The organism is Microcoleus sp. T2B6 (assembly GCF_036700475.1).
Classification (GTDB): domain Bacteria; phylum Cyanobacteriota; class Cyanobacteriia; order Cyanobacteriales; family Microcoleaceae; genus Microcoleus.
In genome coordinates, this window is sequence record NZ_JAUBOZ010000096.1 from 1 (window position 1) to 23,056 (window position 23,056).

Here is a 23,056-nt window from a genome sequence, read left to right on the forward strand (position 1 = left end):
ACTCCAACGCCAACTCCGACTCCAACGCCAACTCCGACTCCAACGCCAACTCCGACTCCAACGCCAACTCCGACTCCAACGCCAACTCCGACTCCAACGCCAACTCCGACTCCAACGCCAACTCCGACTCCAACGCCAACTCCGACTCCAACGCCAACTCCGACTCCAACGCCAACTCCGACTCCAACGCCAACTCCGACTCCGACAACAACTCCGACTCCAACGCCAACTTCAGGTAGTCCCGCTGTCATTTTCCTTGAACCACTTGGCAGTACCGACGTACTCGAAAGCTTGGGCAGCGATATATACAAAGTGCGGCTAAATACTCAGCCAACTGCTAATGTCACCGTCGCCATTACCCCTGAAACTCAAGTTACTGTCAGCCTACCTGTCCTTACTTTTACTCCCGCCAATTGGAATGTCGCTCAAACGGTAACGGTGACTGCGGTTGACGATGCGGTTGTTGAGGGCGATCGTGTCAGCCCAATTAGCCACGCCACTACCAGCACTGACACATTGTATAATAATCTCGTCGCCCCTCTCACAGTCAATATCAGCGATAACGATAACTTAGGCGATGTCAAAACCTTGTCCCAAAAGTCAGTAATCGGTTTGACAGATAAGGACGATCGCGTCACAGGATCGGCATTGAATGACATTATCTACGCACGCCCCGGGAATGACTATCTTCATGGCAAGGCAGGCGATGACTTGCTTTACGGACAAAAAGGGGATGACGGCATCAGCGGCGGTGATGGCAATGACATTATTTTTGGCGGCCAAGGGATTGATTTTATTCAGGGTGACGGCGGTATTGACTTGATTTACTCAGGTAAGGAAAACGATCGCATTTACAGCGGCGATGGCGACGATATATTGTTTGGCGACGGGGGTAACGACTACTTATTTGGAGAAATGGGTGCCGACACTCTCACAGGCGGATTGGGTTTTGATGTGTTTGCGATCGCGATCGATACTGGTGGAACAGACTTAGCCGCCGCCGATGTCATTAACGATTTCACCCTAAATCAAGACAAAATTGATTTAATTAGCGCCCTGGCTTTTAGCCAGTTAAATATTTTTCAAGGGACGGGCGCGAATGTTCGCGATACTATAATTCAGTATCAGGTAACAGGGGAATATTTAGCTGTCTTGAAAGGAGTCACTGCCAGCAGTATAGTTGAGGCAGTAACTTTTTAGACTTCGTATGTTGTTGGGCTTTAGCGCTAAAGCGCCACAACATACCTACCCGATCGCGATCGCCTAGTTTGTAGCGTGTCTCAGCAGTCGATCGCACTTTTGCTGTGATTTTCAGGTATAGCAACCGCTTAATGTAAATTGTGTAGCCTGTCTTTGATTTTTGTGCGAGTCACCAATGCAGACTCACAGCGTTCCCAATAAATTTTAGCGACGGCATCGCCCGGATTCTGACGCCAACACTCGGCAAACAGCCGCGCCGCTTCAGCAAATTTCCTTTCCCAGTAAATTGCCCTAGCTTCTGCAAACAATTCCAACGTAGCTAACTTGCCCTCTTTAATTTCTGGCGGGTCAGCATCAAAGACCTCATAAACTGTTACTAATTCAGATTTTCCCTTGACTTTTACCGTATCGAGGGTGCGGATTGCATACTGGGATGGATTTTCTAAACGCGAGTAAGTTGGCTGGGTAATTAATAGCGACACCCCATAATTTTTTGTCAAACTTTCCACGCGAGAAGCTAAATTCACCGCATCGCTGATTACCGTCCCGTCCATGCGATTTTGACCGCCCACCGTTCCCAGCATCAAAGTTCCAGTATTAATTCCAATCCCAATCTGAATCGGCGCACAGCCAAAATTAGCGCGATTTTGATTGTATTCAACGAGGCAGTGCAGCATAGCAATTCCGGCTTTCACCGCATTATTCGCCTCGCCGCTAAACAGCGCCATTATCGCATCGCCAATATATTTATCAATAAACCCGTTATTTTCATTAATAACTGGTTCCATGCGAGAAAGATAGGAATTAATAAATCGGAAATTCTCCTTCGGCGTCATAGTTTCCGAAAGCGTGGTGAAGTCGCGAATGTCGGAAAATAGCACCGACATTTCTAACTGCACTTGGTCGCCCAATTCCACATCAATAATGCTTGATTTATCTAAAAACTGAAGGAACTGATTGGGAACGAAGCGCTCGTAAGCTTGGTTGAGTAGAAACAGTTCAGCGGTAAATCTGATTCGCTCAGTGTCTGCTTTTTTACGCTCCGTGATATCTTGAAAGGCTACAAGTGCATAAGAAATATTGTCCTTTTCATCATAGATGGGAGTACCCCAAGCCTCGATCGGAATAATCTTGTTGCCTTGGTGGATTTCCATATCGTCAGCGGTGGCACTTTCGCCCCTCAACGCTCGCACAATTGGCAATTCAGCAGAGGAATATTCCCGATCGGTACCAGCTTTATACACTTGATAAACCTCGGAGATTTGTTCGCTGGTGACGTTAGGAATAACTCCTTTACCTAATAATTGAATAGCAACGCGATTACTATAGTAAGGTTTGCCAGAAGCATCCAGCACTGACACCCCCACTGGAATTGCTTCTAAAAATTGAGTCAGCCTGTTTTCACTTTCGCGGATTTCTGTATAGAGTTTAGAATTTTGAATTGAGATAGCCGCTTGTCCCGATAACAGTTTTAATAGTTCCACTCTTTCTGGGGTAAAAGCTCCGGCTGTCAGATTGTTTTCTAGGTAAACAATACTGACGATTTGAGATTGGTTAATCAGCGGTACACATAAAATTGATTTGGGCTGATGCTTTTGGATGTAGGGGTCGTTGGTAAATTGTCCCGATCGGACAGCATCATCAAGTACCACGCTTTCTTGAGTGCGGGCCACATAATTGACAATTGCGGAGGAAAGTTCCTGACAATTTTCCACTGAGATTGACTGCAACACGGTAACTTTTTCAGAATTTATTGTCCCTTCAGCTTCAATTAACAGTTTTCCCTGAGTTGACAAAATCAGATATCCTCTTTGCGCCCCTGCATTTTCCATCAAAATTTTCATCAAGCTAGACATTAACTTATCTAGCAATATTTCCCCAGAAATCGCCTGATAAGCTTTCATTACTGTGGTGATATCTAAGTTATTAGCCGAGCCAGTGGTGGTCACTGTTGCGGTAGTTTTAGTGTTTTTATTTCCCGGTTGAATTGGTTTCAATAACTGAGGATATCGCGTTTGTAAATCTGTTACCTTAGCAGTGGCTCCCCATTGGACATAACAATAATACGCCTCAATCATGTAGAGTTGGGCAAATTTTTCTTTACCCCATTCTAGGTAAAATTTGGCTGCGAGTTCGTTGGCAAGGGCTTCTTCGTTGAGAAATTGATTTTCTTTAGCGAGGGAGATGGCGCGATCGTACATTTCAATAGCCTCAGCTTTATTGCCCAAAACGCGATAGCGTTCTGCCTCAACCAAATACCATTTATGTAGATGATTCATGGGAGCATTTTGTGCCCATTGATGCAGATTAGTTTGATAAATTTCCACTTGGACGAGAATTTCAGTTTGTTCCATTTCTGGCTGTGTGGAGAACAGTGCCAGGTGTGTCAGTGCTGCATAAAAATGAAAAATAGGAGTAAAAACCATTCCCGATACTGCCATTAAATACTGCTTGGCTTGAGCAATGTGGTTTAGGGCCGCAGGGTAATTGCCAAAAACGTAGGCCAGTAGCAGTTTATAGATGTAGGCTATAGCGATACCATTGAGGTCATAGTCCTGATAATGCTTAGGAAGCATACTCGTTTCATCGTAGGCAGTTCCAATTAAGCAGTCCGGCCGACTTATGGTTTCCCTTAAGTTCTGCATCATCTGCCGCGTCATATCCAAATAAGTCTGGGGAGAACATTGCTTTACCTGCGCCATGACAGCGCTGTAATCTGCTATTTCTGGTTCCCAATTGTCTAGTTCTACCCCACCGAAAAAGTTGGCATAAAAGTATAGACTTATGTTGTAGCCAGCGTGTAGAAAATCACCAGTTTCCATGCCAGCCGTAAAGCCATCTTTTAGCGTAGGTATCGTTGCCCTCAAAGATTCTTGGTAATGCTGAATAAAGCCCCCAAACATAACTAAAATGGTGGACTTGAATTCCCGCATATTAAAGTGTTCGAGCAATGAGAGCGCTAATTTGCCAAAGGCATGACCAGTTTCTACTTCTCCCAAAAAAGCACACAACACCATACCGTGAATTGCATATCCCACGCTTGATGCGGGTGCATTCCCAAAGGAGAGCGATAAACTTACCATCGTGGAGCTAAGTAGGGGCATCGAACTCGGCATTCCTATAAAGATGGAAGCATATAACGTTCCTAATAATGGCATGGCAGCCTGAGCCTTGGCATCAGTTATCACAGGCAAGTCAACCAGTTTTTCCACCCTTCTTCCCTGGAGTTGACTGGCAACGGTTTGTAGCGCCTTGCCAATCTTGGCTTCGTCAGGTTCGGTAGGGAGTTCAACCCCCAGTTGCAAGAGTGCATCTCTGCCCACTGCGATCGCCTCCAACAGCTTGCCCTGGGCTGTCTGGGCGACAATTGAAATTTCGTAAATTTTAACTTTGTCTAAAATCGTCTTAGCTTCTTGCAACACCTGTGCTGCCATCTGTTCCATGTTTTCAAGGTCAGCATTCAAATAGGCGGCTTCGGCAGCAGCAACATAGAGATTCAGGGTCAACTCATACTGACTTTGCCAGCAGTTGGCCCTCAGTAGCTCAATCCCTGTTTGCAGATACACCGTTGCGGCAGAGTAAGCGGTAGAACTTCTTGCCTTACGTCCGGCTTTTAAGTTGAGTTGGGCTAAGGCTTCGCGTTCATTCGAGCTAGTGATTAACTCAATTCCTAAATTCAAATGCCCCACAATATCAAAGAGTTTTTCCTCTGTTTCGCTCTCGGAGGAATTTTGTAGAAGCAATTGTCCTATTTTGAGATGAGCGGCTTGTTTTTGGTCGTTGGGAATCAATGAATAAGCAGCTTGTTGCACGCGATCGTGCAGGAAGCGATAAGTTGGATTGATAATAGACTCAGTATTGGATTGAGCATCTGTTGGAATGAAGCATTTATAGCCTTCTGTAATGGGTAAAATGAGTCCTTCTTGCAAGGCTTTCCATAGTGCTGATGCTGTTTGTTCGGGTAATTCTTCGTTGACTATTGCCAAGGTATCTAAATCAAACTGCGCCCCTATGCAGGCGGCAAGTTTGAGAACCTCCTGAGTAATGGCCGGCAATTTCTGCAATTGCGCCGCCATAAACTCCACCACATCCGAGGCGTGGGTAAGTCTAGCTTGAGCAATATCGCACTGCCACCCCCCTTTACTTCCCCCCTTACCAAGGGGGGACACAGGGGGGTCAAAAGTAATTTGACCATCTTCATACAGCGACTTGAGGAATTGAGTCGAGAAAAAGGGATTACCTTTGGTTTTTTGATAAACCAATTCTGTCAATGGCCCGGCAAAGGATAAATTACAAATCAGCGTATCTGCTACCAACTGATTGATATCTGCTACACTCAACGGTTGCAGGCTAATAGTATTCACCACTGCCCCAGACTTCACAATCTCATCCACCGTCAACATAAACGGATGAGCCGGTGACACCTCATTATCCCGATAAGCACCCAATACTAACAGATGCCCCCTATCCTCCATTAACAGTTGTAGCAACTTCAGGGATGCCGAATCCGCCCACTGCAAATCATCTAAAAATATCACTAATGGATGTTCTGCTGTGGTAAATACTTGCACAAATTTCTGCATCAGCAGATTGAAGCGATTTTGGGCGGCACTCCCCGACAGTTCTAGTGCAGGACTTTGAGCGCCAATGATGTGTTCTAATTCAGGAATTACGTCAATCAAGACTTGCCCACTCTCGCCCACGGCGGTGAGAATCAGGGTTTTCCATCTGTGTAACTGAGCATCACTTTCTGATAATAATTGTCCCATCAATTCCCGAAATGCTTGTACAAATGCAGAGAAGGGAATATTGCGCTGAAATTGATCGTATTTGCCTTTGATAAAATAGCCAGGCTGTCTGGCGATCGGCTTATGGACTTCGTTCACTACTGCGGTTTTACCAATCCCTGAAAAGCCAGCTACTAGCATCATTTCGGCGCTACCTGTACTGACTCGTTCAAAGGCTGATAATAGAGAAAACACTTCAGTTTCCCTGCCGTATAACTTTTCGGGAATCAGGAAACGGTCGGTAATATCCCGCGTTCCCAAGGTAAACGTCTCAATATTACCTGTCGCTTGCAATTGAAAAAGACAAGTTTCTAAATCCTGCTTGATTCCCACGGAACTTTGATAGCGGTTTTCGGCATTCTTCGCCATCAGCTTGCTGACAATTTGAGACACAATTAGGGGAATTTCTGGCTCAATTTCGTGGGGAGGAACTGGCTGTCTAGCAATATGGCAGTGAACTATCTCTAAAGCATCTTTTGTCTCAAAAGGCAATTTTCCTGTCAGCAATTCGTAGAAGGTGACGCCGAGGGAGTAAAAGTCAGTACGGTAATCGAGAGTGCGATTCATCCTGCCAGTTTGTTCCGGCGAGATGTAAGCGAGAGTTCCTTCAAGAACGTCGGGGTTTTTCAGGGTTGGCGTTTCTCGCGTTAGCTGAGTAGAAATACCAAAGTCGATAATTTTTAATTGTTTTGTTTCCGGGTTGTAAACAATATTTGAGGGGTTAATATCTTTGTGGATGATGTTGGCGCTGTGAATTTGCCCTAAAATTTCTGTAGTTGCGATCGCAATTTGCAGAAACTCCTCCAGAGTAAACTTTCGCTGCTGCATCCATATTTTCAAGGATTCCCCGCCAAAGTCCTCCACAAAAATCACGAGGCTGTTTTGGTATTTTTGCAAGTCATAAACTTGCACGACTCCCGCCTCTTTCAGCTCTCTGGTGATGCGGTATTCGGTGCGGTAGCGTAGCAATTCTTGAGGTGTGGGGTAGCTTTCTTTGAGCAGTTTGAGGATGAGCGGTTGGCGATCCGCTTCCCGAAGAGCCCGGTAAACCAGAGAGTTGGCACTTTCGTAAAGCAGCTTCTGGACAGCAATGCCTGGAATGGAGAGCATATTTATTTTTCTTGTAAAAATTAAAGCTAACTCAAAACGCACCGGGTTCGTTGTGTCGAGAATAGCGCTTTAGAAAGGAAAAAATTATGTTTTTATAACACAATCTTAATTTTTCGGCAGCGAAGTGGCTTTCAAGTGGTCTGGCATAGTAAGAGTAATGAGTTATCATGCGACGTACCTAAGCCTTGTTAATTCTCAACTCCATGAATTGTCACCGTTTCTGTTATCCAAACATCGTTAAAATTTGTCCCACCCCCAGCGCTAAGCAAAACTTTAAATGTATCTATTGTCACAGGTAGTTTGTTTAAAACCTTAGACATCAAAGGATTTCAGAAGAAACAAAAAAATTGAGAGATCAGCTTTTATTAGAAAAAATATCTTGAGTGGCGATTGTCAAATTCACGAGGGTGTCCCCCCGCTGGTTCCAATACTATGTGTTTTTCAACAATTAGCATCAGTCCCCCGGAAAGTTCAATTAAAGTCAAAAAAACTAGGCCAGCTAACGATCCAACGTGATGAAATGTAGTCGTTTGTAGGCAATAATGCTAACAAGCAGTGGAAAAAGCTGGCAATTGATGCCTTAACCAAAGAAATTCTAGGGGTTTATAGCAATCCTACATGAGTCGTAATTGTTTTACCCCACCCCAACCCTCCCCTTACTAAGGGGAGGGAGTAAGCAATTCACAAATGATGCGAGGATTGCTATATAGGAAGTCGAGTTGAAATGGGTGCTAAAGGTTTTTGGGATTCCCTCCCAGCAGTTTACAGACAATGTGCCGTCTATTATACAGATTTTTGGGCAGGCTCAAAAAAAAATCCCCAGCGACACAAATCTCTGGGGAAAGATACTGGAAAAACTTTTGATATCGAAAGATTCAATAACACCCTTGAGCAAAGGATATCTCGTTTGATAAGAAAGACTTTGTTCTCATCTATCTCTAAATATCTCCAATCATGTTGGTGACTTCTGGTATTTTATCCATGATTACAAGGCTTCTTTTCCCCTAAAAATGCTTAGGATTTTTCGTTGCTATGCAGGACTACCAGACTTTGTTCTCATGATTTTGGAGAGTCCTTTATCTACTTCCGCTTACCCTTCCCTGCTACAAACTCCCGCAGCCGGAGTAAACTAGCGGTTTGCCCCAAATTCAGCGGCAGCAGCGACACTCCCTCCAACCGAGACTGAACCCAACCATCGCCCCAGTACCACTCGTGAAATCCGTCAATTCCCTGACTCAATAACAGCCGCAGACAATTGTGCTCAACAATATCAACGTGATGCTGAACTGCCACGGGGCCCAGCCAACTTGTAAAGGTCAAACCTTGAGCAAATTCTTCCGGCAAACCGCTAGACAACTGCTGCGGCCACAGCCACTGCTGCAATTGACTCGGACGCAACAAGCTGTCTCTAATCGCTGTTTCGGAAGCTTCAAGCTCAATCCGCAGGTTGCTTTGTTGAAAATTACCGAGCATAGCAATTTGAAATTTTATATAGGAACTTTACGTAACTTAAATGTAACGTAATTGCACCGAGTTCGATCGACAATCGCGATCGCACCCTCTGAAAATTCCCCTACATTTAGTAAAAAAATTTACCTATTTGGAGAGCGGTTGGGGAGTAAAACTAGAAACAACTGCCACAATCCGCGCCGCCACAATCGAGTCCACAACAATCCGCGCCGCTACAATCGAGCCCCGAACAATCCGCGCCGCTACAATCGAGCCCCGAACAATCCGCGCTGCCACAATCGAGTCCAGAACAATCCGCGCCGCTACAATCGAGTCCAGAACAATCCGAGATTCCACAATCTAGCCCTTCAATACAGTAATTTTCACCCTGAGAGCTTCTGCGAGGAGTTTTCCCCTGAGATTTTGGTCGATCGGATTTTGGTTCATCGTTACCCTCGAAATTGGAGTCGTCACTGCCAGATTCACTGCTAAACCGGGCTTTCAAGATGTGATTCGCGCGCTTGCAAGCCGCAAACCGGCGGCGCGATGCTTTGATCGCCCCAAACAAGCCGAATTTGGCGATCGCGCCCTTGATATACTGCGAGCAAGACTCCCCCCCGTACAGCACTCGGTGAGCGCAATAAAACCCTTTTCTCGGCGAGATGTGTTTCTGGTATCCGCTAATAGAAGCTACAGCTAATTGTCGGAGGGCTGCATCAAAGATAGGCGTTTGCATTGGTTTCTCATACGTTAGGTATTTCCTTCCTGCGAAAAACTACAACCAACAGCTCAACAATTCCCCCCGCCCCATCCCTCGCGCGATGCCTATTTTCGTATCGAACTGTTAAGCTCTGTTTCATTTCATTGAAATCTCCCCTGCTTCACGCCACCGCATCCCAAGTCCGTGATACCATCACACCTGAGTAATGCCTATAGAAAAAAACTGGAGAGAAAAGCTTTGACACTAAGGGTTGCAGTAGTAGGTTCAGGCCCTGCGGGTTCTTCCGCCGCCGAAACACTGGTAAAAGCAGGCATCGAAACATACCTATTCGAGCGTAAATTAGACAACGCCAAACCCTGCGGTGGGGCGATTCCCCTGTGCATGGTCAGCGAATTTGACTTGCCGCAAAGTATTATTGACCGCCAAGTCAGAAAAATGAAAATGATCTCCCCCTCCAACGTCGAGGTGGACATCAATATTGAAAACGCACACGAATACATCGGTATGTGCCGCCGCGAAGTGCTCGACGGCTTCATGCGCGATCGCGCCGCTTCCTTGGGTGCAAAACTGATTAACGGCACCGTTCACAAATTAGAAATTCCCGGCAACAATACAGACCCCTACACTCTCCACTATGCCGACCACTCCGACGGCAGCGCAATGGGTATTCAGAAAACTCTGAAAGTGGATTTGGTAATTGGGGCTGACGGCGCTAACTCTCGCGTAGCAAAGGCGATCGACGCTGGCGATTACAATTATGCGATCGCCTTCCAAGAGCGCATCCGCCTGCCGGAAGATAAAATGGCTTACTACGAAGACTTAGCCGAAATGTACGTCGGCGACGACGTATCTACCGACTTCTACGCTTGGGTGTTCCCCAAATACGACCACGTAGCCGTCGGTACCGGCACGATGAAAGTCAATCAAGCCAGCATCAAAAAGCTGCAAGCAGGCGTCCGCGCCCGCGCTGCCAAAAAACTGATGGGCGGTGAGATTATTAAAGTGGAAGCTCACCCCATCCCGGAACATCCGCGTCCTCGCCGGGTTGTCGGCCGAGTTGCTCTCGTAGGCGACGCCGCAGGTTACGTTACCAAGTCTTCTGGCGAAGGTATCTATTTTGCCGCCAAGTCTGGCCGGATGTGCGCCGAAACTATTGTTGAGATTTCCAATAAAGGCGCGCGCATTCCGACTGAAGAGGAAATCAAGCTTTACCTGAAGCGGTGGGATAAAGCCTACGGCATTACTTACAAAGTTCTCGACATTTTGCAGCGCGTGTTCTACCGTTCCGACGCTACCCGCGAAGCTTTTGTGGAAATGTGTGCCGATCGCGATGTGCAGAAACTCACATTCGATAGCTACTTGTATAAAACAGTAGTACCAGCAAATCCTTTCATCCAGATGAAGATTACTGCGAAAACCATTGGTAGCTTGTTGCGTGGCAATGCTTTAGCGCCTTAATTGCCTGCTGGAGAACTTCCCCCAGCTCCCCGACTTTTTGGAGAAGTCGGGGAACTCAAATTTTATCGCACATTGTATAAAAAAGCGCGATCGGTTAAAAAGCCGATCGCGCTTTTTTAGATATACTCTTAGTCTGCGGAGGCAGACTTTGTGTGTGTAGTAGCGGTTTCAACCGCCGAGTAACAGCAAACCGATGATTAATTCAAGTTCAACTGCACTAAAGTATCGGGGGCGAGGAAGTGGGAAATGTGATAAGCTCGCTCTTCTGTTTTTAGCAGGATTTTTTCGTAGAGGTAGCGGGTAGCTCGATCGCCCAAACTTTCTGCTTGTCCTGCTTGACGCCGCAGCAAACCGAGGATAGCTTGCTCAGCAATTAAATCGTGTTCTAGCATTTGGCGGCAGGAATATACGCCGTCGGCTTCCGGCTCAAAACAGCACAACTCAGCTAACTTGCTAAAGGTAGCTGCTGGTATGCCGCCCAACCCGTTTAACCGTTCGCCCAACTCGTGGACGCTATCTTGAGCTTCTCCGTAGCTTTCTTCAAAGAATTTGTGCAAGGAGTAAAATTCTGCCCCTTCCACCACAAAATGATGTTTTTGATATTGCAGGTATAGAGCCTGAAAACTGGCCAGCAGCGCGTTCATTCCTTCACAAATCGGTGCTGTGACGGAATGTTCCAGTAGAACTGGGTTTTCGGCTATGTGGCCAAACGGTCTTAATGCACTCTGAGTCTGGGCCATGTGTGTTCTCCTCTCAATAGGCAGTTTTGTTGCCAATAGACTTCAGTCTAGCACCCTAGATTTACCAGTCAAGCAGAGTCTGCCTCAATAGTGGAATATTTTGTAGAGTAGGAAAATTTTTTTCTAAACCTATTGAGAATAATTAGCAGTTGGGTTATGCTTAAAAAGATTCTCGTTCTGAACGCTTCCTGAAAATGGGGCGAACCTTCAGAAGGCAGAAGGCAGAAGGCAAAAGGCAGAATTTTTCAGGAAGGGCTTGCGATCATCTTTGATGTTCTGCTGAAATCTGGCTTTTAACTTCTGCTGGCTACCAGTCAGGGTAAAAATTAATGCAAATTATTACTGTTGTTAAAAAATGAATCCAGCAGATCCAGAATTAGAAGTTTGTGACATTGTGCAAGTGAGTTGGCTAGATAGGTGGCAAGTTTACAAACGCTTGCAAGAGCTAGAAATTCCCTGCTGGTGTGCGGTAGACCAACCTTTGCGGGCAAAAGTCAACACTGCTAAACAAGCGGCTCAGTTAATGAGCGTGTTGAGGCAAGTCAGTGCCCCTCGATACGAACTGGTGCAGTGGCTGGAATGCTGCTGGCAAATTGGGTAAAGGTAGAAGGAAGTTCGGCAACGAGCAATGTACAAGATGTAACGGATGTAAGGGATTTAAAGGAGTCATAACAATGTATAAATCTGGCAAGCAAGTTTCCGAATTCAGTTTAGAAGGAGAAATCCTCGGCCTAATTATTGAAGATGGCTGCCAACTTAAATATTTGCGAATTAGCAACGATCGCGGAGTAGTATATCTTGTTAAACTTTGCAAGGAATTGCGGGCATTTCTGTCGCCTATTTTGACACCGGGGTTGAGAGTTCAAGTTGTAGGTGAGAAAGAACTTAACTTGAAAAACGGTAAAATAAAACTTAAAGCTCGCAGCCTCAAGCTGGCTCAGGGTCACAATGATCGATCGCACGAACACCTTGACTCCACCAATGGGCCTGTTGCAGTATTGACATCGGACGATCGCGCGATCGCTACAACCGAAGTCACATCTCGCACAGCACCTCAAACTGTAAAAGCTCCGGCAAAAACCCAAACCAAAATATTAGTATGTCAAAAATCAGACTGCCTGAAGCGGGGCGCTGGAGGAGTCTGTAAAGCTTTAGAAAATGCTTTGAATGCGCGCGGTTTAGAAGACGAAGTGACAGTACAGGGAACCGGATGTCTCAAACAGTGTAAAGCAGGCCCAAATATAGTTGTGATGCCCGACAAAACTCGCTACAGTCGCATTGCACCGGCAGAAGTTCCAGCAATCATTGACAAACATTTTGCAGTTGTTAAAGCTTAGGCGATCGCACGGATGCCGCAACAGTGCGTTATAGATCGGGAAAAATTATTTTGATAGGACTCTGGGCGAAAAACTCACAGGCGCATCTTACGCCTTAATTTGAGTTCGGGTTGTAGTTCGATCGATCGCGCCACTCGATTCAGACGCTATTGTCCGAAAAAACAGAAAAAATGACAACAACTATCACTCAGGGGCTTCCTTGTGTAGAATCTCTAAGGATAGACTGTATCTGAGACCCTGTGAGTATTGGGATAAAAAGCCATGTCAGAAGCTGATCTTCGAGCCCATCAGCACCAACCGCACCCTGCTGTTCCATCCGATACCGAACCATTTCAGTCAGATTTTGCTGCTACTGGGGGTTTTGAGCCGATCGCCCCCGATGCGACAGACACTCCCGCAACGGTTCCCCAACAGCCAGAAGAAGACTGGCAAACAGTAGATTTTCCCAACGCCATCAGCGTAGATGCAATTCCCACAAAACCGGAAACAAAAAATTCGCAATCTCCGACACAGCCGACTGAGGCGGGCTCGCCCCCGATGTCAGAGAATCTAAAAAATCTGCTTGGGAATGCCGAACAGGCCAAGGGCAAAGGATCGACCCCAGTCACCCTTATGCAAGCGCTGCACGAATGCAACCGCGACCTTTTACAGCGCATCGCGCAGCTAGAAACAGCTCTCGAAGAGTCCCAAAAAACCTTGCAGAATCGCGAAACTTTGCTAGAACAGCGGACTGCAGAACTCGAAAATACTCAAGAACAATTGACGCGGTTGTTTGGCAAAGTGGAAGTTTCCCATCAAACCCTCCAAAGTCAAGAAATTTTAGTCGAAAGTTTAAGAAGTCAGTTGGCAACCAGCCAAGTCAGGCTAGCGACTGTTGAGCGAGAATGTGCGTCTACTGTGCAGCGCTACAACGAACAGTTACACCAGTTAGTAGCCACAGAAAATATTTGCAGGGAATTACGAGCCCGCTTGCACCGCCAGCAGCGCCACACTCTGCAATTCAAAGCTGCCTTGGAAAGAAGTTTGGACAGGCCGCAGGTAAAGTCGCCAAGGATCGAGCAGCCTGACAATAATCTGGACACCGCCAGCGCACAATTAGAATCTTTGCTCGCGGCGGTCAAAAGCTCTCAGATGCCAGTGCCGCCAGCCTTCAACGCTTCCCCTGTCCAACCTTGGTCGGAACCAGAAGGGCTTCTAGAGGTAGCCGCTGCTGCCGAGGCGATCGAGCCTGAATCCCCAGCCAATCTGGAACTCAACAAATTAGCCGAAGTATCCGGCATTCAATTGCACAAGAGCGAAACCTACCAGCCTGATGAGCCGGCAACTGAGTTGGCCGAACCGGTTGCGGAACCTGAACTGCCGATGGCTGAGTCTGAACCCGCCGAAACTGCTACCAAAGTGGAGGCTCAAGAATTGGCTAGGGCTTTTCAAATTTTGAACTCTGTTGAAACCTTTGGCATTCAAGAAGTGCGATCGAGTGTGGCAAAACCTACAGCAGTCGCCCAACCAGACTGGCTGAGCTTGATTGCCAGTCCGCTGCGGGCTTCTAAAAAACGTCGATCGCTAGCTGAAATTGAATTGCCGAGTTTTCGATAGCGAACTGAAGTTGCTAGTTTTGAGTCAACACTCAAAACTCAACACTGCTTTGTAAAACTTATCTAAACTTACCTAAAGCCATCTTTAGACACAATTCGGAGTTTACTTCCTACGCTGTTGGGTAGACGGCTAATCCCAAGATAAGTAGGCTATCCCCCTCAAGCCGAGGGTTCCCAGTTTAAAATGTTGATGCTGGCGTTGAAATCACGATCTAAAGATATGCCACAAGCGGGACAGTCAAAAGTCCGAATGCTTAGTGGCATATCTTTTTTAGTGCCACAATTAGAACAAGTTTTAGTGCTGGGGAACCATTGGTCTACCAGCACTAAATTTGCCCCATACATTTTACACTTATAATCGAGTTGACGTTTGAACTCGTAAAAACCTATATCCGATATTGCCCCGGACAGCTTGTGGTTCGCCATCATTCCTTGAACGTTCAAGTTTTCAATCTTAATTAGCTTAAAAGTTTGGGCTAAATAAGTTGTTAGCTTGTGAAGAAAATCTAAGCGAATACGAGCTATCCGTGCATGGAGCCGACGGATTTTATGGTAGGTTTTGCGCTGATTTTGGGAGCCTATTACCTGTTTTGATGCTTGGCGCTGCAAGGTAGCAAGCTTGGTTTTCGCTTTTTTTAACGGCTTCGGCGCCTCAAAGACCTGCTGAGTTGACAGCGTGGCCGCATACTTGATGCCTAAATCGATTCCTACAGCATTCTCAGGTTGTTGAACTGGCAAACGTTCGGCATCAACGCCAAAGGAAACAAACCAACGACTTCCTTCTTTTGAAATCGTAAAAGTTTGAGACACATAACCGCATTCTAGGGCTTCGTAGAGTCGAAAAGTTCCCAATGTAGGAATCTTGATCGTGCTGCCAGCATTTAGTAAAACTTTGCCGTTAGACGAATCAACTGTAAAAGATTGACCGTCTCGGCGACTAGCAAATCTTGGATGACCTGCTTTTCCAGAGCGATACCGACTAAAAGCATCTTTCAAGTCAATCAAAGCATTTTGATAAACTCGACTAGATAATTGATTCATCCAAGCGAATTCAGGCTGTTTCTTGACGTAGTGGGTGAGAACTTTTTTGACTTCGTTAAGTACCTGTGAGTCCGTGAATTGTCCCCCGCTATACATTTGAGTCCGCAAGCTCAACCCCATGTTAAACACTACCCGCCGAAATCCTGCGTGTTTTGCCATCAAGGTCGCTTCCCGGTTATTCAATTTGAGCGCTCGCTTGACGGCAAACACAAAACTTCTCCTCAACGATTAACTATGGATATTTTTAGCGAACTATTTGGTACTTAAGTCTTGCTCTTTTCTCCCCTTTCCCATGCCGTAGGTGAGAGCATAGCTGGTAGCCAACAGCCACAGCCAAACAGCCGGATACCGGGGTTCCAACCAAGGTTGTACCCTGCGGGCGAAGCTGGGAAGCCATCCGAACAGCAAACTGGCCAAAGCCAGCAGAGTAAAATTCAAGTAACTTCCCAGCCAGCGCCAAATATCCCCCAAGGTGACAAAATCTAAAATCCACAAGAGGAGAGAAGGGTTTTTTCCGGCTGCTTCGAGCGCCAGTCGATTGAAAGTTAGCCAGTCGGTTCTGTCTTTAATAAAAGTTTCGGCGACGGCGAGTTTTTGTGCTGCCAAAATACCGAAAAAGGTATTGAGCATTGAATTAATTCTTTGGGGTGGCAAACTGCTGCCGGTAGGAACCATCATGCCTTTAGAAAATAGCCAAGTTACTGAAACATTGCTCTGGTAGGCGCGAATTTGGTTTAAGTGATTTGCCGTCAACAAATTGTGCTTTAATGCTGTATCCAAAAGGTCTGTTAAGCGGAAAAGATTGCGGACAAGAGAGCCGAAGCCGGTGAAAACGAGGGGAGATTGCAAGGATGCTGCGTCGCCGATCGAGACTAGGCGATCGATCGCCACGGAGCGATCGCTGCTGTTGCTGCTAAAATGCCCCGGAATATAACCAAAGGTCGGTTTTTTCCACACCAATTTATCGACATCGCAGCGGCGGTATTCCGGCAAAATTGCGAAAAAATCCTCGTACATTTCCAGCAAAGAACCGGGGTTCTCTGGATGTACTTGGTGGTAGTGAAATAGATAAACTGTCAGTTCTGTGCCGGCGCCGGGAAACAACTCCCAAATGAGCTGGCGTCCGCGGGAAATGTCCCCGTGAGTGTGGAGTACATCCCCGTACTCGGAATCCCATATTCCCGGCTCAAATCCTCCGTCGATGACTGCTCCCACTGTCGGACAAACGCTGTCAAAAGTTCGCCCTTCGTTCAATTGCCAAGCGATGGGAGAAGCCGACCCCATTGCATCCACCAGCAGCCGTCCTAATGCAGTGCGATCGGCTTTTGTCGGCAAGTGGCGGCCCTGAACTACTACTTTTTCCGCTTCAACATCGGCTCTGATAAACTCAGTTTCGTCCCAGATTTCCCCGCCAGCTTCTGTTAGCTTCACTCCCGCTAAATTCAGCAATTTCTCTCCGTCCAAAGCTACATTTAGTACCTTCGGTGTGTGCAGAACTGGCGCTTTAGCCACGAGCGGATTGTTAGCATCAAAAAACTTGTTGTAGCCATCTTTGTATTCTCTGGCAATCAAAGTTTCGATTTCTGCCGCAGTAAATAAACCCAAATCAATTAAGCTTTGAATTTCATCCCGCGAAATATTCCACTCGCGATTCATCCGCCCGAAAGGCATTCGTTCAACTAGCAGCACCCGGTAGCCCAATCTCGCCATGACTGCGGCGTGAATCACTCCCAAGGCCCCGCCAATATAAATTAAGTCATAAAAAGTATCGCCAGAATCAGACACCAAAATCGTGTCTTCTGCCTTCTTCCCTGTTCCCTCTGCCTTCTTCCCTATTCCTTCTTCCTTCTTCCCTCTTCCTTCTGCCTTCTTCCCTGTTCCCTCTTCCTTCAAAAACACTACTTGTTTTGGCTTTTGAGGATTGCGAGTGCTTTCGCGCCAACGCTGTTCCCACCAGTAGACGCGCTTGAGGTCGTATTCGCCATTCGGCATTTTTTGGAAGTATTTGACGGTCAATGGGTAATAGGGGGCAAGATCGTCAAAAATTGACTGTTTGGAGAGGTCTATGACAGGGGGTTCCCGGTAGCGATCGGGAAACTTGTTTCTCACAGCAAGATTCAGAGCTTCCAGGAACTTTCTTTCTCCAGCGGGGGCGTCTTCTAGACGAAAGACTTTTAAATAAGTTGTGCGTTGCAGTGACCACACAAAGGTGGAAAGTTCTGTCGATCGCCAATTTTGGTTTCCTGAATTGGTGTCAGCCAATGCGGGTTTTGGATTGGCCTTTTGAGTTCCAGACTTGAGAACCTCGGCTGTTGTGGCCGGTGAAAGCAGGCGAAAACCGTCAGGAGTAATAATTTTTTCTCCGATTCCGGGATCGAATTCGTGCTGCAACCAAGTGCAGACGGCTGCTGTATCTGGTGTCGGGACTTCTAGATAAAGAATTTCTTGCATGATTAGGCTCTCAATGCTGAATAAATTAATAAAGATGGGGGAGTTGACAAGGGAGCAAAGTAGGCTATACTCCCGAATACTTATTGAGTTTTAACTGTCAGCCGAGAAGTCTCTCGGTATATTTAGAGGGGAAACATCTGAGCGCAAGCGCGAAGTACCCCAAATAAATTACGCCCGCGTGATGAAAGGCGCGTCGGTCGTCGCGGACGAAGACCGACAATTATACACCGTGAACACATTGAGTGATAATGTACCTCATGATTGTTGAAAAAGTTATAAACTCTCGCAGGAAATCTGTTTTTAAATTAACAACTTGCCAGAGACTTATATTGTTTACGAAGGTTGATTATTTCTTATTATCAGTATTGTCTTCGTGACCGACACCAACTATACTGTAAAAAGGTCGAAAAAGGAAGTTTCTTATGCAGCTAACTTACAAATACCGCCTTAAACCTACAAAAGCTCAACTAACAACCATTACAACACACCTAGAGCTTTGTCGCAGGCAATATAACTACCGACTAAGTGAAAGATTTAGATGGTGGGAGTCAACGAGAACGACTATTAACGCTTGCCCTCTGACTGCATCTATAGTTCCAATTGAAGAAGTCTATAAAAATATCCCTTTGACCAGGGTACAAACTAGAGATGGTAGAAAAAAAGATGAATTGGGTAATCCTTTAACGAAAAAAGGTGATGTTTTCTCAAACGTTGAAGGCGGTTATGTGCAATGGCAAACCATACAGTTAGCTGACTTAAAAAACACCAATAAGCTATTTCCTGATTATAAAAACCTATATTCTCAGGTTTTGCAGGATGTGGTCAACCGAGTGGAAACTTCCTTTTCAAATTTTACAACACCGGACAAAAACGGCAATCGTAGAGGTCAACCCAAATTCAAGGGTTTCCATTACTACAAATCTTTTACTTACCCTCAATTGGATAATCTCGATATTATCAAGGATGAGCAAAATAGGATTTGTATTGACCTCAAAAAAATAGGTCAAGTACCGATGTTTTTTCATCGTCGAATACCGACAGGTTTCAAGGTTAAGACTGGAAGTGTTATCAAAGAAGCAGATGGGTGGTATATTTCCCTGACGCTAGAAGATACAACAGTTCCCGTAACGGTTGTAGAAATTCAACCGACCGAAGAAAACAGTCTCGGTATTGACTTGGGAATCACCAATTATGTCTATCTTTCCACTGGCGACAGAATTGAAAACCCTAGGTTTTTAAGGAAATCTGCTGAGAAATTAGCAAGACTTCAAGCGAAGCTAGCTAATAGAGTCAAGAATTCTAAACCTTGGCAAATTATCAAGGGTAAAATTTCTAAACTCCACCAATTTGTAGCCAGGGCAAGGCTGGATTTTCAATTCAAAGCAGCACATGAGTTATTTAGCAAATGTGATGTTTTAATAGTTGAAGGTTTGAGTATCAAGAATCTGACTAGACGCGCCAAGCCTAAGACTGATATTGAGAATGGTAACTTGGTTTATTTACCAAATGGGCAAGCTGCTAAAAGTGGTTTGAATAAATCAATGCTTGATGCGGCTCACGGTCAATTTGTGACCGTCCTCAAATATGTTGCTGGGAAATTAGGTAAGAGCGTTTTGTTTATAGATCCCAATGGAACTTCTCAACACTGCTGGAATTGCCTCAATAAAGTACCGAAAGAATTGTCTGCGCGGTGGCATTCCTGTCAGTGTGGAGAATCTTTGGATCGAGACGAAAATTCAGCTAAGCTGATCAAAAAGATTGGCCTGAATTACAAAAGTGGCGGGGGAACTTCGTCACTCAAAAAAGCCTTTGCAAAAAAGGAAAAAGAAGCCTGCGGTCTAACTGTACCCAGTTGACCGTCAGGTTCGTTCACATAAGTTTACAATGTTCTCAGATTTTTAGGTTTTCGATCGCTCTTGCTCTCGGTTGGCCCGCAGTGGCTGAATATCTACTCCTTTCGGTATGCAATCTCATGAATTATCCCATTCCTACGAATCCTCAAGAAATGATTGCTTTGCGACAGCAGCCGCTGAATGAAGAATTGGTGGCGTCGGCGATCGCGGGTGTGATTCAAATAGCTCGATCGCGATCTCAGTCTTTGGATGAATTGAAGGCTGAGGTACTAGCCGACGACAATCTGCTCGATTTTGCTCAGAGGCTATGGCTGAGCGACATTGTGGCTCAAGCTTGGAACAATTTGCCCTAAATTCTCCCCATCCAAACCACCCTCCCGAACGCTCGCGTTAGACGGGGAAGGATGAGCGATCAAGCCGGCGACAACAAGCTGATGAAAGCTAGATTGTCCCGGAGAATTTGTGATGTTGTAAAAATTATGGTTAAGTCATTGTTAAATTTATCTATATTGAGCAAATTTCATATAGCAACCGCCAAGGCGGCGCCGGACGATATCGATTGCTGAAACCCTCGCTCTCATTACGTCGGCCTCCTGCCTCCTGCCTCCTGCCTCCTGCTATAAGTTGGCTCCCAGTTTCATAGGTGATCTGCATCGATCAAATATTTTAAAATGCCAATAATTTTACTAATATTATCAATAAAATAATCATTTAAATCAACTTCCATAAGTTGATTACTAAGCCGTAAAAATTTCCAATTGGTTCCTGTTGTGACCACTCCATATATTTCGGAAATATTATTGTTTCTTCTTTCATTAAAGATTTGAGCGGCAATCATTTCTGCCATACATTGTGGAAGCCCAGCTTGGATATTATCATTTTTAGCTTCTACTAAGGCGACCACGGGCGCTTTGATTAGCAATTGTTCGGGAGAACGACTAATCATAAAATCACAGAAACCCGTTAATCCTTTTTCTAAATCTACATTAAACTCTTTGCCGGAAAAAAAGCTAATTTGATACTTAAACTGCTTTCTAACTTCTACTAAAATAGGTGTGACAATTAATTCGGAGCGAGCTTTTTCGGTATTAATTGCTAAAGCCAAAGAAATGTTTTCTTGCAGAGTTTGGCTGAGAAGCTCGCTATACTCGGCTTCTGGTAAATCGGCAAAAATACCAACTTTGTCAGCAATGGTTATGCCAAAGTTGGTTTCAATCATTTCTAGGTTTGTGAATTGGCTGTATGACATTTTTCTTACGAGCCCAGGAAAACTTGACCATCAAAAATGAAAAAATATTGTTGTTATTTTAACATATTTGATGCTCGTTTTCAAAGGAATTTGGCATGAGTAACTTGGCGACTAACGCAACTCTACTTCTCGCTTGACTTCTGCCAAAACTCGATCGCCCCGCATCAACCGGTATTCTGCCCGCCAAACTCCCGGAATCACAGGAGAATTTGTACTGTTTCTTTTGCCGACATAACCCAACCAAGTGCGGCTGGGGGCTTTAATTTCATTGGTCTGATCGGCGATGGTTGTGCCGTTGGGTGCAAATAATTTGTATTGTTCGCGATCGCCCTTGAGCACTCCGTAACTTTGCACCCAAAACAACAAGGCTGGACTGTTTGCAGGGAGTTGAGTCCCGGAAAATTTTCCTTCCCAGACAGCGTTCTCGTCCGGCGGCTTATTGGCAAAACCGGCCCGAATTAAACCTGTGGAAATATAGTCTAGAGGTTTGTCCCAGATTGGATTGCGGGCGATGTTGCAGCCTACCTTCGCGTCGGGGCCGACAAACGGATCTACGGGTTTGCCTTGATAGCGAAAAGTTACGTGTACGTGGGGGAAAGATGCCATCCCAGAGTTTCCCACCATGCCCAAAACAGTGCCTTTTTGTACCTGCGTCCCCGGTTTGACGGCAACGCTGCCTTTGCGGAGATGACAGTAGTAGGATTCCCAGCCTGCGCCGTGATCGATCACTATGGCGTTACCGCATTCTGTGCCTGCGATGTTGGCTTTCTCTGTCTCGTTTTGTAAACGCCGATCGACCACACCATCTCGTGCTCGCAAAACTTTGCCTGCAGCGGAGGCAATAACTGGAACTCCTTTTGCCATTGCTTTGGCGTCGGGAATGGCAAAGTCTGTGCCGTCGTGGCCGTCGTAGGTTTGACGCCCGCAGCCAAAATCTACGGCGGTGGGGCCGGGTTCTCGATCGAAATACAGCATTACAAAACAGTCTTTGCCTAGGGTACAGTCGATCGGCTGGCCGAATTGCGGGTTGTTGGGCTTTTGGGCGACTGCGGTAGAGACGAGACGCTGGGCGATGGTGTTGGCTTCGGCGATCGGGGCACTTACTCCGCTGTTATTAGCACAGCTAGACAGACTTGTCAACCCCAAGGTCAACAAAATTGCAGAAATGTATTTTTTTGATAGTATAGTCATTCGCCCGTTGGATGTAAAAGCTGAGGTGGGTAGTGAAAAATCAATTAATGATTCAGAATAGAGGGGATCAAGAATCTAGACGATGGGTAAGGCGTTTTCGTTTCCTATATTTGTTGTATTATTTTGAGTTGGAAATTTTAAAATTTTAATGAGTTCAAGAATGGGTTCTAAAATTCGATCGCTCATTTCGATAATTCGGCTGGCCGGGCTTGCTGTTGCTGCTTTGGGGATGTGGGGATTTGCCACCATTGCCGAAGACGTGTTGGGAAAACAAAGTTACGCTTTCGATACATCTATTTTACTATATCTCAGGAGCCTTCACACTCCGCTGCGCGATGGAGTAATGCTGGGCTTTACCTTTTTGGGCGAGCCGAAGTTGCTGCTAGTGATTTGTCTGACGTTGGGTATTGTTTTGCTAGCGCGCAATCACCGATCGGAAGGTGCAACTATTGCGCTCGCGGCTGGGGGAGCGATCGGTTTAAATTTACTGTTAAAAAAACTTTTTGCCCGCGATCGACCTCAACTTTGGGAGCGCGTTGTTAATGTAACATTTTACAGTTTTCCTAGCGGCCACGCGATGATTTCAATGGTTATTTACGGTTTGCTAGGATATTTCTTGGGTGAACGCTTTCCCAAGCAGCGCTGGTCGATTTACAGCTTGACAGTTGTATTAATTGCTGCTATTGGTTTGAGTCGGCTTTACCTAGGAGTTCACTGGCCTACCGATGTTATTGCTGGTTATACGGCTGGTTTGGTGTGGCTGATTACCTGTATTATCACTTTGGAAATATGGAAGGAATTGCGTTCTTTTACTACGGCTTCTAAAGAGGAGTTTTTGTCACCAGAACCCTCTCCAGAAATAACTAATGACTAA

16 protein-coding genes are annotated in these 23,056 nt (G+C 45.8%); 8 read left to right on the forward strand and 8 right to left on the reverse strand.

Annotation, left to right across the window (positions count from 1 at the left end; all coding sequences use genetic code 11):
• Nucleotides 1–1,200 (forward strand): calcium-binding protein (locus QUA00_RS29060; protein ID WP_445305771.1); only part of this gene is annotated, 1,200 nt, incomplete at its 5' end.
• Nucleotides 1,201–1,328: 128 nt separating this feature from the next.
• Here QUA00_RS29060 and QUA00_RS29065 read toward each other — a convergent pair.
• From QUA00_RS29065 to yidD, 3 genes are all read right to left on the reverse strand, one after another.
• Nucleotides 1,329–7,097: an AAA family ATPase gene (locus QUA00_RS29065; protein ID WP_333412012.1), complete on the reverse strand. Its 5,769-nt coding sequence runs from the start codon at nt 7,095–7,097 to the stop codon at nt 1,329–1,331.
• Nucleotides 7,098–8,177: 1,080 nt separating this feature from the next.
• A complete protein-coding gene (locus tag QUA00_RS29075; protein WP_333057711.1) occupies nt 8,178–8,570 on the reverse strand; it encodes a hypothetical protein in 393 nt (130 codons plus the stop codon).
• A 151-nt stretch (nt 8,571–8,721) separates the two neighbouring features.
• A complete protein-coding gene (gene yidD / locus QUA00_RS29080; protein ID WP_333412013.1) occupies nt 8,722–9,282 on the reverse strand; it encodes a membrane protein insertion efficiency factor YidD in 561 nt (186 codons plus the stop codon).
• A gap of 222 nt (nt 9,283–9,504) precedes the next feature.
• Between yidD and chlP the strand changes: the two genes are divergently transcribed.
• Entirely contained in the window at nt 9,505–10,725 is a 1,221-nt protein-coding gene (gene chlP / locus QUA00_RS29085; RefSeq protein ID WP_333214679.1) for a geranylgeranyl reductase, read from the forward strand.
• Between the two features lie 197 nt (nt 10,726–10,922).
• Here the strand turns inward: chlP and QUA00_RS29090 are convergent, their stop codons facing one another.
• The gene (locus QUA00_RS29090) at nt 10,923–11,465 is read right to left on the reverse strand and encodes a Dps family protein (RefSeq protein WP_333104406.1); all 543 of its coding nucleotides are present in this window, start codon (nt 11,463–11,465) and stop codon (nt 10,923–10,925) included.
• A 355-nt stretch (nt 11,466–11,820) separates the two neighbouring features.
• Between QUA00_RS29090 and QUA00_RS29095 the strand changes: the two genes are divergently transcribed.
• The 3 genes from QUA00_RS29095 to QUA00_RS29105 all read left to right on the forward strand — a co-directional run bounded on the left by QUA00_RS29095 (nt 11,821) and on the right by QUA00_RS29105 (nt 14,398).
• Nucleotides 11,821–12,066, forward strand: a complete 246-nt coding sequence (locus QUA00_RS29095) for an Asr1405/Asl0597 family protein (RefSeq protein WP_333412014.1) — start codon at nt 11,821–11,823, stop codon at nt 12,064–12,066.
• A 73-nt stretch (nt 12,067–12,139) separates the two neighbouring features.
• Nucleotides 12,140–12,802 (forward strand): (2Fe-2S) ferredoxin domain-containing protein, encoded by a 663-nt coding sequence (locus QUA00_RS29100; RefSeq protein ID WP_333412015.1) that lies wholly within the window; start codon nt 12,140–12,142, stop codon nt 12,800–12,802.
• 261 nt (nt 12,803–13,063) lie between these two features.
• Complete coding sequence (locus QUA00_RS29105) at nt 13,064–14,398, forward strand: hypothetical protein (protein WP_333412016.1); 1,335 nt, start codon at nt 13,064–13,066, stop codon at nt 14,396–14,398.
• A gap of 158 nt (nt 14,399–14,556) precedes the next feature.
• On the opposite strand, the gene QUA00_RS29110 is transcribed toward QUA00_RS29105, so the two are convergent.
• Together QUA00_RS29110 and QUA00_RS29115 are read right to left on the reverse strand one after the other, a co-directional pair.
• Entirely contained in the window at nt 14,557–15,648 is a 1,092-nt protein-coding gene (locus tag QUA00_RS29110) for an RNA-guided endonuclease TnpB family protein (protein ID WP_333412017.1), read from the reverse strand.
• Between the two features lie 42 nt (nt 15,649–15,690).
• A complete protein-coding gene (locus tag QUA00_RS29115) occupies nt 15,691–17,889 on the reverse strand; it encodes a flavin-dependent dehydrogenase (RefSeq protein ID WP_333412018.1) in 2,199 nt (732 codons plus the stop codon).
• Nucleotides 17,890–18,311: 422 nt separating this feature from the next.
• Here QUA00_RS29115 and QUA00_RS29120 point away from each other — a divergent pair, with 422 nt between their 5' ends.
• Both QUA00_RS29120 and QUA00_RS29125 read left to right on the forward strand, forming a co-directional pair.
• The gene (locus QUA00_RS29120; RefSeq protein ID WP_333412019.1) at nt 18,312–19,745 is read left to right on the forward strand and encodes a transposase; all 1,434 of its coding nucleotides are present in this window, start codon (nt 18,312–18,314) and stop codon (nt 19,743–19,745) included.
• Nucleotides 19,746–19,861: 116 nt separating this feature from the next.
• Entirely contained in the window at nt 19,862–20,095 is a 234-nt protein-coding gene (locus QUA00_RS29125; RefSeq protein WP_190662685.1) for a hypothetical protein, read from the forward strand.
• A 284-nt stretch (nt 20,096–20,379) separates the two neighbouring features.
• Here QUA00_RS29125 and QUA00_RS29130 read toward each other — a convergent pair whose 3' ends face one another.
• Both QUA00_RS29130 and QUA00_RS29135 read right to left on the reverse strand, forming a co-directional pair.
• Nucleotides 20,380–20,961, reverse strand: a complete 582-nt coding sequence (locus QUA00_RS29130; protein ID WP_333412020.1) for a hypothetical protein — start codon at nt 20,959–20,961, stop codon at nt 20,380–20,382.
• A 141-nt stretch (nt 20,962–21,102) separates the two neighbouring features.
• Nucleotides 21,103–22,182 carry a M23 family metallopeptidase gene (locus QUA00_RS29135; protein ID WP_333412021.1) on the reverse strand — a complete coding sequence of 360 codons (1,080 nt, stop codon included), beginning with the start codon at nt 22,180–22,182 and terminating at the stop codon, nt 21,103–21,105.
• Between the two features lie 148 nt (nt 22,183–22,330).
• Here QUA00_RS29135 and QUA00_RS29140 point away from each other — a divergent pair, with 148 nt between their 5' ends.
• A complete protein-coding gene (locus tag QUA00_RS29140; protein ID WP_333142380.1) occupies nt 22,331–23,056 on the forward strand; it encodes a phosphatase PAP2 family protein in 726 nt (241 codons plus the stop codon).

What these genes read in the sequence shown, in the direction of transcription:
- QUA00_RS29065 (WP_333412012.1), bottom strand. Translation starts at nt 7,097, where the DNA reads ATGCTCTCCATTCCAGGCATTGCTGTCCAGAAGCTGCTTTACGAAAGT.
- QUA00_RS29075 (WP_333057711.1), bottom strand. Translation starts at nt 8,570, where the DNA reads ATGCTCGGTAATTTTCAACAAAGCAACCTGCGGATTGAGCTTGAAGCT.
- yidD (WP_333412013.1), bottom strand. Translation starts at nt 9,282, where the DNA reads ATGCAAACGCCTATCTTTGATGCAGCCCTCCGACAATTAGCTGTAGCT.
- QUA00_RS29090 (WP_333104406.1), bottom strand. Translation starts at nt 11,465, where the DNA reads ATGGCCCAGACTCAGAGTGCATTAAGACCGTTTGGCCACATAGCCGAA.
- QUA00_RS29095 (WP_333412014.1), top strand. Translation starts at nt 11,821, where the DNA reads ATGAATCCAGCAGATCCAGAATTAGAAGTTTGTGACATTGTGCAAGTG.
- QUA00_RS29100 (WP_333412015.1), top strand. Translation starts at nt 12,140, where the DNA reads ATGTATAAATCTGGCAAGCAAGTTTCCGAATTCAGTTTAGAAGGAGAA.
- QUA00_RS29105 (WP_333412016.1), top strand. Translation starts at nt 13,064, where the DNA reads ATGTCAGAAGCTGATCTTCGAGCCCATCAGCACCAACCGCACCCTGCT.
- QUA00_RS29115 (WP_333412018.1), bottom strand. Translation starts at nt 17,889, where the DNA reads ATGCAAGAAATTCTTTATCTAGAAGTCCCGACACCAGATACAGCAGCC.
- QUA00_RS29120 (WP_333412019.1), top strand. Translation starts at nt 18,312, where the DNA reads ATGCAGCTAACTTACAAATACCGCCTTAAACCTACAAAAGCTCAACTA.
- QUA00_RS29125 (WP_190662685.1), top strand. Translation starts at nt 19,862, where the DNA reads ATGAATTATCCCATTCCTACGAATCCTCAAGAAATGATTGCTTTGCGA.
- QUA00_RS29130 (WP_333412020.1), bottom strand. Translation starts at nt 20,961, where the DNA reads ATGATTGAAACCAACTTTGGCATAACCATTGCTGACAAAGTTGGTATT.
- QUA00_RS29135 (WP_333412021.1), bottom strand. Translation starts at nt 22,182, where the DNA reads ATGACTATACTATCAAAAAAATACATTTCTGCAATTTTGTTGACCTTG.
- QUA00_RS29140 (WP_333142380.1), top strand. Translation starts at nt 22,331, where the DNA reads ATGAGTTCAAGAATGGGTTCTAAAATTCGATCGCTCATTTCGATAATT.